17 protein-coding genes are annotated in these 17,990 nt (G+C 42.4%); 9 read left to right on the top strand and 8 right to left on the bottom strand.

Features of this window, described 5'->3' with window-relative positions; genetic code table 11:
- Positions 1-6 precede the first annotated feature (6 nt).
- The 6 genes from FK220_RS02750 to rlmB all read left to right on the top strand — a co-directional run bounded on the left by FK220_RS02750 (position 7) and on the right by rlmB (position 8,482).
- Positions 7-993, top strand: a complete 987-nt coding sequence (locus FK220_RS02750) for a hypothetical protein (RefSeq protein WP_152572743.1) — start codon at positions 7-9, stop codon at positions 991-993.
- A gap of 129 nt (positions 994-1,122) precedes the next feature.
- Entirely contained in the window at positions 1,123-2,091 is a 969-nt protein-coding gene (locus FK220_RS02755; RefSeq protein WP_152572744.1) for a hypothetical protein, read from the top strand.
- 81 nt (positions 2,092-2,172) lie between these two features.
- Positions 2,173-3,513 carry an aryl-sulfate sulfotransferase gene (locus FK220_RS02760; protein WP_152572745.1) on the top strand — a complete coding sequence of 447 codons (1,341 nt, stop codon included), beginning with the start codon at positions 2,173-2,175 and terminating at the stop codon, positions 3,511-3,513.
- On the top strand, positions 3,513-6,860 hold the full coding sequence (locus FK220_RS02765; protein WP_152572746.1) for a VCBS repeat-containing protein: 3,348 nt from the start codon (positions 3,513-3,515) through the stop codon (positions 6,858-6,860). The genes FK220_RS02760 and FK220_RS02765 overlap by 1 nt, the downstream gene beginning before the upstream one ends.
- 61 nt (positions 6,861-6,921) lie before the next feature.
- Complete coding sequence (locus FK220_RS02770; RefSeq protein ID WP_152572747.1) at positions 6,922-7,671, top strand: hypothetical protein; 750 nt, start codon at positions 6,922-6,924, stop codon at positions 7,669-7,671.
- A 70-nt stretch (positions 7,672-7,741) separates the two neighbouring features.
- Positions 7,742-8,482: a 23S rRNA (guanosine(2251)-2'-O)-methyltransferase RlmB gene (gene rlmB / locus FK220_RS02775; protein ID WP_152572748.1), complete on the top strand. Its 741-nt coding sequence runs from the start codon at positions 7,742-7,744 to the stop codon at positions 8,480-8,482.
- A gap of 67 nt (positions 8,483-8,549) precedes the next feature.
- Here the strand turns inward: rlmB and FK220_RS02780 are convergent, their stop codons facing one another.
- A complete protein-coding gene (locus FK220_RS02780) occupies positions 8,550-9,296 on the bottom strand; it encodes a rhomboid family intramembrane serine protease (protein ID WP_152572749.1) in 747 nt (248 codons plus the stop codon).
- A 148-nt stretch (positions 9,297-9,444) separates the two neighbouring features.
- On the opposite strand from FK220_RS02780, the gene FK220_RS02785 reads away from it, so the two are divergent.
- Positions 9,445-10,722: a replication-associated recombination protein A gene (locus FK220_RS02785; protein WP_152572750.1), complete on the top strand. Its 1,278-nt coding sequence runs from the start codon at positions 9,445-9,447 to the stop codon at positions 10,720-10,722.
- Here the strand turns inward: FK220_RS02785 and FK220_RS02790 are convergent.
- The 6 genes from FK220_RS02790 to radC form a co-directional block, all read right to left on the bottom strand.
- Positions 10,719-11,684, bottom strand: a complete 966-nt coding sequence (locus tag FK220_RS02790) for a hypothetical protein (RefSeq protein WP_152572751.1) — start codon at positions 11,682-11,684, stop codon at positions 10,719-10,721. The two genes, FK220_RS02785 and FK220_RS02790, sit on opposite strands and share 4 nt — an antisense overlap.
- A gap of 92 nt (positions 11,685-11,776) precedes the next feature.
- The gene (locus tag FK220_RS02795) at positions 11,777-13,207 is read right to left on the bottom strand and encodes a DUF5723 family protein (protein ID WP_152572752.1); all 1,431 of its coding nucleotides are present in this window, start codon (positions 13,205-13,207) and stop codon (positions 11,777-11,779) included.
- The gene (locus FK220_RS02800) at positions 13,204-13,752 is read right to left on the bottom strand and encodes a hypothetical protein (protein WP_152572753.1); all 549 of its coding nucleotides are present in this window, start codon (positions 13,750-13,752) and stop codon (positions 13,204-13,206) included. Before FK220_RS02800 ends, FK220_RS02795 begins: the two co-directional genes overlap by 4 nt.
- A 54-nt stretch (positions 13,753-13,806) precedes the next feature.
- A complete protein-coding gene (locus FK220_RS02805) occupies positions 13,807-14,496 on the bottom strand; it encodes a YjjG family noncanonical pyrimidine nucleotidase (protein ID WP_152572754.1) in 690 nt (229 codons plus the stop codon).
- Complete coding sequence (locus tag FK220_RS02810) at positions 14,489-15,784, bottom strand: polysaccharide deacetylase family protein (RefSeq protein WP_152572755.1); 1,296 nt, start codon at positions 15,782-15,784, stop codon at positions 14,489-14,491. The genes FK220_RS02805 and FK220_RS02810 overlap by 8 nt, the downstream gene beginning before the upstream one ends.
- A gap of 105 nt (positions 15,785-15,889) precedes the next feature.
- On the bottom strand, positions 15,890-16,588 hold the full coding sequence (gene radC, locus FK220_RS02815) for a RadC family protein (RefSeq protein WP_152572756.1): 699 nt from the start codon (positions 16,586-16,588) through the stop codon (positions 15,890-15,892).
- Positions 16,589-16,673: 85 nt separating this feature from the next.
- On the opposite strand from radC, the gene FK220_RS02820 reads away from it, so the two are divergent.
- Together FK220_RS02820 and FK220_RS02825 are read left to right on the top strand one after the other, a co-directional pair.
- Entirely contained in the window at positions 16,674-17,117 is a 444-nt protein-coding gene (locus FK220_RS02820) for a DUF1569 domain-containing protein (protein ID WP_152572757.1), read from the top strand.
- Positions 17,118-17,148: 31 nt separating this feature from the next.
- The gene (locus FK220_RS02825; RefSeq protein ID WP_152572758.1) at positions 17,149-17,787 is read left to right on the top strand and encodes an FMN-binding negative transcriptional regulator; all 639 of its coding nucleotides are present in this window, start codon (positions 17,149-17,151) and stop codon (positions 17,785-17,787) included.
- Here the strand turns inward: FK220_RS02825 and FK220_RS02830 are convergent.
- Entirely contained in the window at positions 17,769-17,984 is a 216-nt protein-coding gene (locus FK220_RS02830; protein ID WP_152572759.1) for a hypothetical protein, read from the bottom strand. The genes FK220_RS02825 and FK220_RS02830 overlap by 19 nt on opposite strands.
- Positions 17,985-17,990 lie beyond the last annotated feature (6 nt).

The following is a 17,990-nucleotide window of genomic DNA, read 5'->3' on the forward strand; positions in this document are numbered from 1 at the left end:
AGAAAAATGATGAAAACTTATTATAAAATTTTTACGGTTTTCGCTCTCGCTTCGCTGATGTTTACGGCTTGTGATGACGGTGATGCTGTCGTTGACACAGTGACCGCCGAGACCGAAAGAGGAGCAATCTTGAGAACCGTCAATTTGATTTCAAACGAGCTTCCGATAGGTAAGGACGATGCCAATTTTTCAGTTGAGGTTGAGGTCCAGGATGTTGAAAGCGGTGACCTGGTAAACAGTGTCGAAGTTTATCTCGGTTTCCGAGACAATACCGTTGAAGACGGAGGTACCGATTTGGACAAAGATGAGATACTGATAACCACTTTAGATGTTGCATCATTTAGTGTTGGAGAATTCGGTTTTCCTAGAACTACCTATACCATTACTTTGCCGGAAATGCTAAGCGCATTAAGCTTGGATGGAGGCGATTTGGATGGCGGCGATCAGTTTAGTATTCGGTTTGAATTAGTATTGGATGATGGAAGAAGGTTTTCCTTCGCCAACAATTCCGGTACGTTGACAGGATCGTTTTTTAGCTCTCCCTTCCTTTATACGCCAACGGTTATTTGTGAAGTACCTGCCGATAAATTCGTAGGAACTTATTTATTGACTACGGACGCCTCCACCCCTAGTCCTGCCGGTGGTGGAGCCACTTGGACCGATGGAGGTGTAGAAGTTGAGTTGACAGTAGGCGAGACTAGCTCCCAAAGAATATTCGAAGCGGTGTATTTAGCCGATTTGGGTATTGGAAACGGTCCACGTCCGTTCACGATGGATTTGGTCTGTGGAGAGGTGATTATACCAGCAGGTCAAGCTAGTGGGCTTCAATGTTCGGCCGGTATTACTTTTGGCCCCCCCTCGGATGACCAAGAGAACGGCACTTATGACATTTCAGCCCAAGACGATAGCGTTATCACCTTTTGGTTTACCGAAGATGAAGCCGCTGATTGTGGTACAGCCGCCAATGTTTTAGGTAGGCTGGTAAAACAGTAAGTAATACGTTGATACTATTCAAATACAGAAATGAAATGATCCATTCCCATTCATTTGGGAATGGATTATCATTTTCTTATTTTTAAGGAAATTGCTTACAACAACATTCCACTAAATAATTATAGCTCTATGAAAATTAAAAAATTACTTTTTACATCCTGTCTAACTGTGCTTCTCGCATTTTTTTTCCATGCCTGTGATGAGGGAGACGCCATAGTCGACGATGTTACCGCAAATACTGAGCGCGGTGCTATTTTAAGAACCGTGAATCTTATTTCCAACGAATTGCCCCTCGGACAGGAGGATGCAAATTTTTCCGTGGAAGTGGAGGTTCAAGATGTCGAAAGTGGTGATTTGGTAAATACCATCGAAGTCTACCTTGGTTTCAGGGATAACACGGTTGAGGAAGGTGGCACCGATTTGGACAAAGACGAGATATTGATTACCACTTTAGATGTTGCTTCATTTAGTATTGGAGAATTTGGTTTTCCAAGAACAACCTATACCATCACGGTGCCTGAAATGCTTGCTGCTTTGGGATTAGACAATGATGACATTGACGGTAGTGACCAATTTACTATTCGTTTTGAGTTGGTTTTGGACGATGGTAGAAGATATTCGTTCGCCAATAACTCCGGTACACTAACCGGGTCGTTCTTTAGTTCTCCATTCCTGTATACACCGGCCGTTGTATGCTTATCCGAGCTTGCAAAGGAATTCACCTATGTGACTTCCAATATGCAAGGGCCTTTTGCTGCAGGGGAATCGACTACGGGCGAAGATGCCTTCGTAGCCTTGACCGGAACCACCTATACGACCGCTTCCGGCTTTTTTGACTTCGGTTATTACTGTACCGTGTATAACGGCGGTGCCGCATCGGATTGCGGCGATGGTGCAGCCGGAACCTTGGAAATCCAAGATACCTGTGGCACATTATCGTTCTTAGGTGCAGACCAGTTTGGCGATCCATGGGAAATCTATGATGTTTCGGTTAGCGGGGACACGCTTACATTCACTTGGGAAAGTGCATATGGTGAAATTGCCACCGTAGCATTGACAACCAAGGATGGCTCTGACTGGGAGTTATTAGGTTTTTGATATCAAAGTATATCTCTCATAAATAACGGTAAAGGGGTTGTATTTTCAGCCCCTTTTTTTAATTTTACCCTAAAATAGATTATGAAAAGAGGATACAAAATTCTTTTTGTTCCTTTGATTCTACTTTCCCTATTTGGCATTCAGTGCTCGGAGGAAAATACTGATGAACCTGATGAAATAATCCAAAACCAGGACGGCACCACGGAAAGCACCGAAGAACTGCAGGAGGATGGAAATACAGAGACCACCGTGATTTTGGAGGGTGAAGTGGAGAAATTAAAGGTTTCAGAAATTGAAGATTCCCATATTTTAGTAAATGAACGAGGTGGTAATCGGGTGTTTTTAATGAACAAGGATGGGGAAAATCTATTTCAATGGGACCTGAAGCAAAAATTGGGAAACGATAGCTACCTTTTGCCTAACGGACAATTATTGAATATTTCCAAAGATCCCAATGCACAAATAACATACGGAGGATATGGAGGGCTCCTTCAATTAATCGATTCCGACAATACAATCGCTTGGGAATTACTATATTCAAATGCGGATAAGGTAGCACATCATGACGTTGAAATGTTGCCCAATGGGAACATTCTATTTTTAGTCTGGGAAAGAATACCTGCGGCCGAAGCGGAAGCAAATGGGTATCGTTTACCCATCGATATTTATCCCGAAGCGATTATCGAATACGATATACAAAGTGAAGAAATCGTCTGGGAGTGGCATTCCTGGAATCACATTATCCAAAATTACGATGAAACAAAATTAAATTTTGGAATGCCTCTGGAGCAGCAAGACCTGGTTGACATTAACTACAGTGACATTACGAATGGGGATATCATGCATGCGAATGGTTTGTCGTACGACCCGGAAATGGATTTGATTTATCTCAGCGTAAATTTCTTTAGTGAGATATGGGTTATCGATCATAGTACAACGACCGAAGAAGCCGCAAGTAACTTGGGTGGTAATTTCAACAAAGGTGGTCGTATCCTGTATCGGTTCGGAAATCCCGAAGCGTATGGAGGACCTACCGAAGATCGACTATTCTATAATAATCATTACCCCAATATTCTTGAGGAAAACAGACACATGCTCTTATTTATGAATGGCAACCATATTTCGGAGTCTACGGTGTACGAATTTGTACTCCCCACCGCTGATGTAATTTCTACGCAGCAAAACGAAACCCCGGAAATTGTTTGGAGTTTCACCGACCCTACCTTACACTCCCAGAGAATTTCCGGAGCGGTTCGCCTTAGAAACGGGAATACTTTGATTACCGAGGGTGATTTTGGATTGTGGGAAGTTAATCCCAGGGGCGAAGTGGTATGGAAATTCAAAGGCCCTGTACCCTACTGGAGAGCTTATAACTTTTATTCCGATGATCCGGCAATTATCAAATTAAGTCTTAGCAAGTAATGAGATTTCTGAAGATTTTCTTATGTTTTTTAACGGTGTTTATCGGTTGTAAAGACGCAAACGAAAGCGAGCCAGGGTTAACTGCCGATTCGGAGGTCCCTACCGAACAAAGGGCTAAAATCTTTGAAAAGACTTCCCCGAACGAAACAGGTTTGGTTTTCGAGAACCGAATTACCGAAAACTTGGAAACCCTGGACAATTTATTCAGTTTTGACTACTTCTATAACGGAGCTGGTGTGGGCATCGAAGACTTGAACAACGACGGATTACTGGATGTTTTCCTCTGCGGAAATCAAGTAGCCAACAAACTGTTTCTTAATGAAGGTGGTCTCCGATTCAAGGATGTGTCGGAAACGGCCCGTATCAACTCTGGTAAAAAATGGGCAAATGGCGTTACCTTCGTCGATATCAATAACGACGGTTTCAAAGACATCTACGTTTCCCAAGGAGGGCCAAATACCAGGTTCAATCGCAAAAATCTCCTATTTATCAATAACGGTGATCTTACCTTTGAAGAAAAAGCCGAGGAATACGGACTGGCAGATTTAGGCATCAGTACCCAATCGGTCTTCTTCGATTATGACAAGGATGGCGATTTGGACTGTCTCGTCATGAATGAAAACGAACTGTACGGATTAGACCCCATCAGCCTGTACAATACAATAGGAAACGACCAGGAAAAAATTTACTTCAACAGTTCGCATCTTTATCAAAACGAGGGAGGTAAATTCGTAGATGTCACCGAAAAAGCCGGTTTGCAACGACCTTTCTTTGGTCTGGGGCTATGCGTGAGCGATATCAACAATGATGGTTGGCTCGATATTTACATGGCGAGCGACTACTATATTCCCGATGTTTTATTCACCAATAATGGGGATGGTACCTTTACCGATCGCATCAAGGATTATACCCAACACACCTCCTTTTTTGGTATGGGAATGGATATTGCAGATGTCAATAATGACGGACTACAGGACATCTTTGTTCTAGACATGTCTTCAAGTGACCATGTGAGATCTAAAACCTTGATGGCATCGATGAACACCGCCCGGTTCGATTATTTAGTAAACAAGGCGGATTTTCACCACCAATATATGTTCAACTCGCTGCATCTCAATATCGGGAATAATAAGTTCAACAACATTTCGCAATTGACCGAAACCGCCAACACCGATTGGAGCTGGTCCGTACTTATGACCGATTTCGATAATGATGAAGATGCAGACATTTTCATTACCAATGGCTATCGAAGATATGCGCTGGACAATGATCTTCAACTAAAAGTATTCGAAGCCCGGAAAAGATATGGCAAAAACATTCCTTTGGAAGTAAAAAGACAATTGTATGCCGACATGCCCTCCGAAAAATTGTCAAATATCCTTTACGAAAACAATCTGAATCTGGAATTTGAAGAAAAGGCCAAGGACTGGGGTCTGGGCGATTTTTCCTTTAGCAACGGCGCGGCACAGGGCGACCTGGACAACGACGGAGATTTGGATTTGATAGTAAACAATATGGATGAGAATACATTTCTATACCGGAACCGGACCGTTGATTCGAATTTTGGAAATTTTCTTAAGGTAAAACTCGTTGGGGAAAACTCGGAAAGCTTCGCCAAGGTCAAAATTTCATATGAGGGTAAATCGCAGATACAGGAGTCAAAAAGGGTTAGGGGTTACATGTCTGCACATGAAAACGCCTTACATTTCGGTCTGGGAAAAACGCTTGTTATCGACACGGTTTCCGTGGAATGGTTAAATGGCAAAACTGAACAGAAATATAATGTTAAAACCAATAGTATTTTAACTTTTGAACAAAAAAGTGCCTTACAAACATCCAAGAACGTCGAAAAATCTAAAGAGCGTATTTTCAAAAAGGTAGATGCCTCCACCATCGGTATCGATTTTGTACACCGTGAGAATGATTATGACGATTTTTCTACCGAGGTACTTTTACCCTATAAGCAGTCTAATTTGGGCCCTTTCATCTCCAAAGCAGATGTAAACGGTGATAAAAGAATCGATTTATTCATCGGTGGGGCTGCAGATCAAGCCGGACAGTTGTATCTACAGACCAAAAATGGTTTTGAGAAAAGCAATAACCCTGTTTTCGAAACCGACCGCCGATTTGAAGATATGGAATCGGTCTTTTTCGATTTTGACGGCGATAACGACATGGACCTTTATGTAGTGAGTGGCGGTAATGAATTCGAGGAAAATTCATCGTACTACACGGACCGTATCTATCTAAATGATGGTGCCGGTAATTTCACCCGTTTTCAAAGTCAGGTGCTAGCCTCCTTTCCTAAAAGTGGTAAAACGGTAACTACTATAGATTTCGATAAAGATGGGGATGCGGATATTTTGGTCGGCAATCGCATAATCCCCAAATCATATCCCAATTACAGTCCATCTACCCTGTACGAAAATGTTGGGGGAAATTTAAAGGACGTTACTTCTGAAATAGCGGCGGAACTTCAAGATTTCGGTATTATAAACAGTATCCTAACCACCGATATAGACAATGACGGATGGGATGATTTCATTGCCGTTGGGGAATGGACAACCATTGGTGTTTTTAGAAATAATCAAGGTACTTTCTCGCTTTTGTCTAAAGAAGGGGATGTGCTCACGGAAAGAGGCTGGTGGTTTTCCGTTAGTGAGACCGATGTAAATAATGACGGGCTAAAAGACTATATCATAGGTAATGCAGGTCTTAATATCAAGTTCAAGGCTAGTCCTGAAAAACCTTTTAAAATATATTCCAATGACTTTGATAACGATGGTATTAACGACATCGTTTTAAGCAAGAAATATCAAGGGGAATACGTTCCCGTAAGAGGCCGCGAGTGCTCTTCGCAACAAATGCCGTTTATCAAGGAAAAATTTGGAACGTACAGTGAATTTGCCAATGCGACGTTAACCGATATCTACGGGGAAAAGTTAAAGGATTCCTACGAAAATGAGGTTACTGAATTTCAATCGGTCCTCGTGCTAAATAAAGGAAATGGCATCTTCGAAAAGAAACCTTTGCCCAAGTATGCACAACAATTGCCTTTATTTTCCACCGTTCATTATGACATCGACAAGGACGGGTACGAAGACTGCATTCTGGCTGGAAATATCTATGAAACGGAGGTCGAAACTCCTAGATTAGATGCGGTTTCCGGAATTGTTTTACTGTCGAACGGAAAGGATGGCTACAAAGTGCAGCCATATCACGACACGGGTTTGTATCTGGAAGGAAATGTCAAAGACTTGGATTTAATCGACGTAAACGGCCATCCTCATTTGTTGTCGGCCCGCAATAATAATCGTTTAACTACTTATAAACTAGGTTCAAATTAACGTTGTCTTAAGACCAGATATCTTAAAATTTCCTATTTTTACATTTCAATAACCGAAGATTATGAGAAAATTATTCTATGTAGCACTTTTTTGTGGAGTGGGAAGCTTTTCATTTGCACAATATTCAGGTCAAGTAATGAACTATGGGTCCGGTGCCGCCGGAAATATTAATTCCGCGGCGGTGGTCGACAGCTATCTAGGTTCCATATCGGAACGTGAGGCAAAACTCAAAAACCGTTTTGGCGAAATGCAGGGATCACCATATGTGGCCAATACGTTTCTTCCAACCACGGTTTACTACCAAGATGAAAACAATGGGCAAGTCTTTTATCGCTACAACGCCTTGAACGAGGAAGTTGAGATAAAGAAAACCACTTCAGAGGACGAACCGATTAGAAGTCTTTCCAGGGACAAGGATGTCAGCATTATGGTAGACGGAAATAAAAAGATGAGTTTCAAAACCTTCATCACCGAAAAAAACAAAACGATGAACGGTTATCTAATGTCGTTGCTAGACGGGAAAACGTATGACCTATACAAACGTATCCACATCAAGTTTACAGAAGGTACTCCTGCTACCAATTCATTCACAAAAGATGTACCCGCGCGTTTTACACAGTTTACCGAGTACTATTTCCAAAAGGAGGGCGTTAATAGAATCGATGAAATTCCGTTGAAAAATAATAAGTTGCTGAAAATGTTAGACAGTGATAAAAAAGGGAGAGTAAAGGAATATCTCAAAGAAAACAATCTCAATATTAAGAACGAAATAGATTTGATCAAAACGTTCCAATATTTGGAGCAGCTATAGTAAATTGATAATCTAGGAAAATACGAAAAACCATCTCGCGAGAACGAGATGGTTTTTTTATCTGAAGTCCATGAAGAATGCTACCCAAATCTATGGTGTCCGAGCGGTCATTGAAGCGATACATGCGCAGAAACCAATCGATAAAGTGTTTATTCAACGAGGACTTAAAGGAGACCTGTCCAAAGAGTTGGAAGGTTTGATCCGCAAAAACGGCATCAATGTTTCTTATGTTCCTTTTGAAAAGCTGAACCGGCTTACCAAAGATAACCATCAAGGCGTTGTCGCCAACATTTCACCTATTAGCTTCCAAGAACTTGAAGAGCTAGTTGAAGCCGCTATGGAGCAAAAGGAAAAACCCTTATTTCTGTTATTGGATCAATTATCGGATGTTCGAAACTTCGGAGCCATTATTCGAACAGCTGAATGCACCGGGGTCGATGGTATTATCATTCAGAAAAAAGGAGCCGCTCCGGTGACCGCCGATACCATTAAAACCTCTGCTGGCGCTGCATTTTTGGTTCCTATGGCAAAGGTGGACCATATTAAGGATGCTATTTTTTATTTGCAGGCAAGTGGCGTCACCGTAATCGCGGCTAGCGAAAAAACCGAACAATTGCTTTACGACGTTTCCCTAAAAGATGCCTGTGCTATTGTAATGGGTTCCGAGGATAAGGGCATCTCCCCTTCCGTCTTAAAGGTCGTAGACCATACCGCTAAATTACCGTTGTTGGGAGAAATCGGGTCATTAAATGTATCGGTGGCCTGTGCCGTATTTCTGTACGAGGCGGTACGACAGCGTGGTAGTCAATAAAGAGGCCCAGAAAAAATAACAAGGGAATCTTGAAGGTACAGGGATACAAATGCCTATCGGTTTTTGTCTACTCTGTTTTCTTGTCAGTCGGGGTTTCCCTAAAATGATACCTTATATTCACCTTATTTGATTCAGCAGTGATCTCCTCTTCACTAGACTCGATAAAATTTCCATTTTCATCAAAATGTTTTAAAAAAGCATCTTCCTCTTCGTTATAGTCCTCTTTTTCCCAATCGTACTTTTTGGGCGAAGGCATTTTTGACCGCACTAAAAAGGCTAATAGTAATCCGGTCATAAAACCTCCTAAATGACCCTCCCACGAAATTCCGTCCTTTACCGGAAAAATATACCACAACATACTGCCATAGATGAAAACGACGACCAACGACAAGGCAATCAATCGGTAGTACTTGGTAACTATCCCTTTAAAGAAAATGAAACTTACCAAAAAATAAATCACTCCACTCGCACCAATATGGTAAGAAGGTCTTCCTATCGCCCACGTTATAAAACCAGATAGTAATATTCCCGTAACCAATACTTTGAACGCGTTGTTCCTATAGAAATAGAACAATGCGGCCATAAGAACCGCCAATGGAATTGTGTTATTGTACAAATGCTCGACAGAACCGTGAATCAACGGGCTTAAAACAATGCCCCGAAGACCTGAAAGCGTTTTTGGAAAAATTCCGTAGTCATTAAAGTTCGTTTGTAAGCGAAGTTCCAACCAAAAAACGGTCCAAATCAGCAATACGGCCACTAGAGGAGCAATCAGCACCGAATTGGTAAATTTGAAATATTGGCTTTCCGACATAGCACAAAGTTAGCAATAAACCGGCCACAGCGACCTTACCTGAAATATTGTCATTCCCCCAAAAAGCATCTCGGTAGTCAAAGCCAGGTGCTTTAATCTATCAATTAAAAGAATCGACCTTATCGCTACTTTGTTTTACTTTTACAGTATGAACGAACCCCTTGCAGAACGCATACGACCTAAAACCCTCGAGGAGTACATCAGCCAACAGCATCTAGTGGGAACACATGGTTCTTTAACGAACCAGATCAAGAAAGGCATTATACCTTCCCTTATACTTTGGGGACCTCCGGGAACCGGCAAGACCACCCTGGCCAATATCATCGCCAACGAAAGCGAACGGCCATTCTACACCTTGAGTGCCATCAATAGCGGGGTAAAGGATATTCGGGAAGTCATTGAAAAAGCGAAACAAAGCGGCGGGTTATTTACCGCCAAAAATCCGATTCTGTTCATCGACGAAATACATCGATTTAGCAAATCGCAACAAGATTCACTTCTCGCAGCGGTGGAAAAAGGTTGGGTAACCCTTATCGGTGCCACGACCGAAAATCCCAGTTTTGAAGTAATCCCCGCTCTTTTGTCGCGATGTCAGGTATACGTATTAAATGCCTTTGGGAAAGAGGACCTGGAGGCCCTATTGAAACGGGCTATGGAACAAGATTCGGTGCTGAGGACAAAAAAAATCAAGCTTGAGGAAACCGAAGCCCTATTGCGCCTGTCCGGTGGTGATGGTCGTAAACTCCTGAATATTTTCGAACTCCTTATCAATTCGGAAGAAACGGACACAGTAACCATCACCGATAGTTTGGTGATGGGCAAAGTACAGAAAAATACGGTCTTGTACGATAAAACGGGCGAGCAACATTACGATATCATTTCGGCCTTTATCAAATCGATTCGAGGTAGTGACCCCAATGGAGCCGTGTACTGGCTTGCGAGAATGATCGAAGGTGGGGAAGACGTAAAATTTATCGCTCGAAGAATGCTGATTTCCGCCTCGGAAGATATTGGGCTGGCCAATCCGACTGCTTTGGTTATAGCCAATGCGACCTTTCAGGCAGTAACTACCATTGGCTATCCCGAAGCTCGCATCATTTTGAGTCAGTGCGCCATTTATCTGGCTACCTCCCCGAAAAGCAATGCTAGCTATATGGCTATCAAAAAGGCGCAGCAAAAAGTTAGGGAAACCGGAGACCTTTCCGTACCCTTGGCATTGCGCAACGCGCCTACAAAATTGATGAAAGACTTAGGGTACGGGGAGGAATATAAGTACGCCCATGATTACAATAACAATTTCGTAATCGCTGAATATTTACCGGAAGAAATTGTTGGGAGCGCCTTCTACCAACCCGGTAGCAACCAGCGGGAAAAAGCGATCAAGGACTTTCTAAGAAATAGATGGAAGGATAAATATGAGCTCTAAAACTTAATATTTAATTCTTGAACGGTAAGGTCCTCACCTACATAATATTCATAAAACCACTTCCCTTCCTTTTTATAAACGACTCCGGTTCTATTATCACTTTGAGCGGTATATACATCGGTTACCGAAGTATTAAAAATCTTAAGGACTACCTTTGGACTACTATCAACCAATTGATACCCATTCGGTATTTCTTGTGCATAAAGCAGCCCTTGACCAGTAAGAGGCCCCTTTTCTTTTGACCCTTCCATATCTTCGGCCTTGACCATATCGGATGGCATCGGCTCTTTGGTGGTGTACCTTTGCTCCTCGGGAGTGGCCACTTGTTCGGTCAGGTCTTTAGCCTTTTCCTCGGCCTTTCCATATTCCGATTCAACCGGTTTCATATCCTTGTAAGATTGCTTTTCCGGGGTCGCTTCCTGCTGTACCATAGGGTCCTGGTACTTGTTCAATTTCGGTTTTTGTACCGTATCCTTTCCTTTCAGTTCCTTTACGTCGTCTTTAAAACTGATGGTTACCGGTTCTTCGGTCTCTCCTTTTCCACTATAACTATAAGCAAGCGTACCAAAAGATGCAAATGCTTTCGTGATGGCCTCGTTGTAGGATGCCTTATAGTCTTTTTTCTTGCTCCTACCCTCTTGGGTTACAAAAACTTCCTGCCCATTGCAATCCAACAAAACCAATGCGGTTTTGGTCGTAAACATCGAGGAATTATCATCGAGTTTTACCAAGAGTCCCAAACACCGGTTCCTGTTCAAATCATCTGGCATGGCGTCATCATAAACCGTGTTAAAACCTTTTTGCGTGAAGAGGTATTTGACCAACGTACTGGTCATATGTTGATTCTCTTCCCTGAAATCATCGAATTTCTTGGGGACGATAATATATTTATAGTCGTTCAACTGCGCTTGCAGATTGCCTACAACAAGGATCATTATGAAAATGGAAAGTAAACTGCGCATCAGAGAATTCTATTTTTTGTTTATAGAACTATCACTGAAAAAAGCGTGCCAAAAACGACTTCAACAAGAAAAAGTAATAACGCGATCAAGAATTAGTTCCGGCCCCAAGATATAATATTTAATCCGAACTGGAAAGATGTATAACGGCTGGCGGCAACATTCCGATAGGCTAATAGATTATCGGCCAAAAGATATAAATTTACAGGACCCGCTTGAAGACTGAATCCAAGTCCCACATTGCTCAACGAAAACTTATCGACCGTATAGGTCGTTTTCAAAGCCAAGATGTTCCCCAATCGTCTTAGATAAAAGGCAGTAAGAGCGGGCTGTGGACCACGGGGTCGATTGATTACGTACAACTGCCCTCCAACGGCATTCGCGTATTTTGATCTGAAGTTTCCGCCGGAAATCAGGTCTTCACAGTCGCAATCGGCTCGAGACATGACCTGTTCCCCAAAATTATAGCGCAGCGAGGCGTTCAACTTGGTCGGTCGAAAGCTGATATAACTTTCCGCATTGTCTTCAAATGGCACGAATTCCTCAATCTCATCGACCAAATCTTGCCAGAAGTCCGCGTTTGGGTCGGTCAGCGCGTCAGGGAGTATTACTTCGATACCCTCAACGGTGGCGCTACCATTCAACGTATAGTTCTTGACATCGTTGGCATGATAAATAAACCCTACATCCAAAAGGCTTGCAGTGACAACGGTCTGTTCGTTCAAGTGATAGGTAAATCCCAAATCGACTCCGACTCCAAGATTGCCGCCAAAAAAGCCTCTTTTTAAGATTGTCGATCCCAAATTTCCGTCATCCTGGGCCTCCCTTAGGGCCTCGATTCCGGAAGTTCTCAATTGCATGTCTGCCTCCAACGTACTGGCAAACAGATTGTTCTGTCCTTCGGTAGTTACAAAATATCCTTTATTTTTGGTGGAATTGAAATCAAAAATGCTGGAGTAAATTTTTGCCCTTGCACCTACTATCAATTGGTTGTCCACTCTTTTGTTAATTCCGAAATGGAAAACGTTCATAAGCTCCCCCCTCGTTTTTAGGTGGCCGAGATCAAATCGTTGGTTCAAACGATCTGCGTTGCCCTCGAAGGCCAAAATCGCATAATCCTGAAACCAATAGCCAATGGCATCCCCCTCATTATAAATTCCGAAGGAATAAAAAATATCGGGATTCTTACCCCTAAATCCTGCATTGATCAGTTCCAATTGATAGGTACCGCTAAGTTCATCCCTGGGATTCATTCCAAAAATGGCCCGCTCCCGAACTTTGGTATTGATATCGATCCCGTCATCGGCAAAAATGTCGTTTACAGAAAGGCCACTTGAACCAGCCTGAAAAGAAATTCCCGAAAGCACGGGAATACCGCTATACCATCTAACATCGGTTTTAGCCCCGGGATTGACAATCAACGATTGTGGGATTTCGGTAAAGTCGTACAGCAGCTGCTTGTTTTGACCGAGCGCACAGAAAACCAACCCAAAAAGGGTCAAAAAAAGTAATGTGCACTTTCTCATTTTATTTCCACTCTGAATTTACCACTAGATTGTAGCGTAACCTTCGGATCCGGAAGGTTTGAGGTACTGGTCGTATCGCCAAGGTTCAATGCGCTTACCCTTATGCTGGAGGTATTTCTGATAATATCGATACTTCTTCCGGTACCGCCGTAAGCTATTTCCCGTTGTAATACGGCTGTAGGTGCCGGTGCGATGGTGAAGTTTTCGGTATCCAGAACATTCGCACCTTCATCCAAAAACTGTATGGAAACCTCCAATTCTTTGCTGGTGGTATTCGTTACGATATAGGTGATGGAGCCATCGATGACCCTATCGGCGAAGACATCGGCGCTAAAAGCATCAAAATTGAAATCTTCGGTATAAAAATTCGTCGCGGTAGCCAAATTAATCACCCTTTCGGGCGCTTCCACATATAGGATACTTGCCTCAAGAACAGGTTCCAGTGCAAGATCGTCGTACTGGTCAAAGTCCTGATCTTCAATGCACGAGGAGAAAAGGGCAATACCCATCAAAAAGAAAGTCGTTATTTTATTGATTCCCTTCATTTAAAAACCTATTTGTAAGCAAAAAAACGGTGAAACGTTATTGCTATTATAACTCTACAAATAGGTTTTTATTTCATGTAAATCGTGAATCATATCGCAAAAATCGTGCTTTGGACCCTCATGGGGGTCGAAATGCAGGGCGTGAAGTCCGACAGCCATCGCTCCTTGAATATCAGCCTCTAAACTGTCCCCTATCATAAGCGAGCGCTCTCCAGAAGTATTGGCCCGCGCCAAGGCCAACTCGAAAATATAGGGGTTCGGTTTTTTTACCCCTGCCATTTCGGAATTCACAACATGTTCGAAATAACTATATATGTTGGAATTTTTAAGCTTTTTATCTTGAATTTCCTGAAAACCGTTGGTAATAATATGCAGGCGGTATTTCGGTTTCAAGTATTCAAGAATCTCAAGAGTATTGGGAAATAAGTGTGTTTGGGTTGAAAGCAGTTTTATATACGCTTCTGCCAATAGGTTAATCGTGTCATCCGAGATAGGGTGCCCCAGGGTATCGAAAACAGATTTTAACCGTTGGTAACGCAATTCTTCCTTGCTGATTTTTTCCTCTCGATACAGTTTCCAAAAGGCCAGGTTCGCAGGGACGTAAACCTTTAAAAAATCATGTAAGTCGACCCCAACACGATGCTCGTCCAAAATTTTTTCAAAGGTAAGCGCCGAATTCTTTTCAAAATCCCATAAGGTATGGTCCAGATCAAAGAAAACATCGGTTACAAGCTCTCTAAACATGATATGTTTTTATAATCGTTTGATAGAGGTTCATCCAATTTACCTTCTGGTCACCGCCCAACAGTTCATTCGAAAATACGGTAATAAATTCACCGTCTACAGCCTTTATTTCCTCATATAGTACGGAAACCTGTTCCATAATGGCTTCCTTATTTTTATAATTTATATAAGCATAATCGTGTATGGCAAAAGGATGGATGCGAATCGGTTGTTGTATTTCCAAATTTATATCGTAAAAATAAAATGGGGTACAGGTCCCCGCCCTAAAACCCGTCTCATGGGTATACCCCATCGTGTAATCGTCGGTGAACTCCGCATCTACCAAATTTCGATAGGTTTCCGGAACATCGACCCTATTATAGCGCAATCTTGAAAAATTAACGGGCCTGTTAATGACGTTGGAGAGCCTCTTTTTTTCTTTTCGCAATAGTTCGATATCGGAAAAGGAGCTGTAAGATGCAGCCAAGGATACCACGCTATAGTCCGCCACTGACTTTATCAAAAATTTGAACCGGTTGCTATTAGGGGAAACATTTTTATCATAAGTGGAATAATCCGCGAATTGAAAAAAGAACATACTGTTAATCCGATACTTTTTGTGTAGTTCTATAAGACTTGCGTAGTTATTATAGGGATCTTTCTTGGGATTGAACCATACCGAAATGCGTTGTGAAACGCGTCTGAGCTTGAATGAGAACAAATCCAACAAAAACCCTGCGGCACCGCGTACGAACCCCCTATAGGCGAAACAATGCGAGGTAGTGACATCGATAATGGAAGTATAGCGATACTCCCGTTGTTGATACTCCATATCGGGGAACCGTTGTTGTAGTTTTTCCAAAAGCTTAAAAGCCCAGATGTCGACCACCGGTCGCTTTAAGAAGCTGTTTTTGTATGCCACGCTGGCCTTAGGGGGAAACCTGCCATGCATATCCTTTACATGTGGCAAATACTCTTCGTACCGGCTTAGCAAATAAAAGCTAGCCGAAAAAATGTCAAAGGGAATCGTACTTCGTTCCCCAGTAGTGAAAAAACAGGGCACCCCGTCCCAATCCCCAATATGTATCTGGATATCATTGATTCCCTGCTCGAAAAGAAGGTCATTACTACGAATAAAAAACTCGTTTTGCAAGGGTTGTTTGGTATAGGTAATCTTAGGACCCGTGTGTTTAATGAAGTCTTCTACCTTGGTCGTGAAAGTAATCTCTATTCCCAGAATCCTAGTGAACAACTGCCTCATAGTATAACTGAAGCGAGGAGTAATCCTGTGGGTGTAGATGAGTAACATATGTTCTTTTGATTCCACTGTTCAAATCTAAGGGCCAATAGGCGAATTGCAAAACTACCATGAAGCCTCAATACACTGACCTAGCCTCTCCCGAAAACAACGCTACTAAAGCAAATTGCCATCGGCGAAACTAAAATAATCTTTTTGCGTAATGATCAAATGATCAAGAATCTTTATGTCCAGTGCTTTTGCGCCGGCTTTCAATTTCTGGGTGACATCCTTATCGGCCTTACTGGGCCTGAGCGTTCCCGACGGATGATTATGCGCCAATATCAAGGCGACCGCGCCTAGTTCCAAGGCCTGTTTCATAACAATCCGAACGTCGACCAAGGTTCCTGTCAGACCTCCTTTGCTCAACTGTGATGTGAGCAACACTTTATTGGCGTTATTGAGGTAAACAATCCAAAACTCTTCGTGCTGTAACTCGCCTAGTGATGGTTGAAGAAGCTCAAAGGCGTCCTTACTACTGTTTATTTTTGCAATCTTTAGAAGGCCCTCTCCCCTTCTACGCCGTCCAATTTCAAGAGCAGCGGCAATGGTGACCGCTTTTGCCTCCCCAATACCTTTAAACTGCATTAGTTGTTTGATCGATAGCCTCCCCAGTTCGTTAAGACTGTTATTGACGGACGCCAAAATTCGTTTCGACAATTCCACCGCACTTTCGTTTCTACTTCCGGAACCGATCAAGATGGCGATCAATTCCGTATCGGAAAGAACCGATTTTCCTTTATGTACCAATTTCTCCCTTGGTTTATCATCGTCGGACCAGTACTTAATGGAAAATGGGGTCGGCTTTTCTTGCATTCCCTAAAAATAGTTATTTGCACATAGCTTTTAAAATTAGTAGAAGCTATTTTGTCGTAAATTTATAGCCTAATATTTGCAGTGGATGAAATCACTTTTTGACGAATCGGTCTATAGTGAGGTATTGGCCCGTATCGACAACCTGGATGAAAATTCGAAAAGACAATGGGGCAAAATGACCGTAGGCCAAATGGTATGGCATTGTCAATTTCCGCTCGCCATAGCAGTGAAAAACAAGAAACCGAAGACCAACGGCAATTTATTGGCAAAACTGTTCTTTAAAAATTCGCTTTACAATGACAAGCCCTTTCGTAAAAACCTGCCAACCTCCCCTGCGCTCAAGGCCCGTGAGGAAAAGGATTTTAAGGTGGAGCTGGCAAAACTACGGCAGTTGGTAATCGATTTCCATAACACCAGAAACAGGAAAACCTGGAATCCGCACCCGATGTTCGGAACCTTTACACCAGAGCAATGGGGCCAACTTGAATATAAACATCTCGACCATCATTTAAGACAATTCGGTGTGTAAGGCGCCTTCGATCTATGAATCTTATTGCGCTATGAAATATCCACCTAGACACCATCAAGAAGCTAGTTTTGACAATGTTATCGAAGTGGTCAAAAACTATCCTTTCGGGACCTTGATCAGTGTAAAGCACAATAAACCGTTCATCACCCATATCCCCTTGGTGTATGAGCCAAAAGAAGGGGATTATGGAAAGTTGGTAGCACATATCGACGCTTCCAATCCTCAAGTTACCACCTTGGTCGACGGTGCCGATGTGACCACGGTGTTTTATGGTCCCGATTGTTATATTTCACCTTCCGTATATAGTACTCGACAATTACCGACCTGGAACTACATTTTTGCCCATCTAAAAGGAAAGGTTCGTTTGTTGAGAGACAAAGAATCCGTAAAAAAAACGATGGTGCGAATGACCCGGTTCCTAGAAGGTGAGAATCCAAAATATACCCTAGATTATGATGATTCCCGGATGGAGCGTTTGGTAGACTATATCGTAGGTTTTGAGATAAAAATCGACCATTGGGAAGGCAAATTCAAATTCTCACAGGACAAGCTTAAAAAAGATCGGGAATTGGCTAAGGAGGAACTCATTCGAAGTCAGAAAAAAGATGTTTCCGCCTTTGTGAAACGTATTTTTGAAAATCATGAAAATGCTCAGAAAACGTCTTCGTAGTACACGGCATCGTCTAAATCATTATCGGGTACTATTTCTTGTTGCTCTATCTGTTCCCTAGTATCGTGCACCATTCTTGTCTCTTCCAGGATTACGTTCGACATGCCCAACATAAAAGCAATTAAAAGCATCGACACTTTCCGTAAAAAATAGTTATGCACTGAACGTGCAACATTGGTTAAGGTACAGAAATTCATGCTGCA

Origin of the sequence: Pelagihabitans pacificus (assembly GCF_009371985.2) — a bacterium.
Classification (GTDB): Bacteria; Bacteroidota; Bacteroidia; order Flavobacteriales; family Flavobacteriaceae; genus Pelagihabitans; species Pelagihabitans pacificus.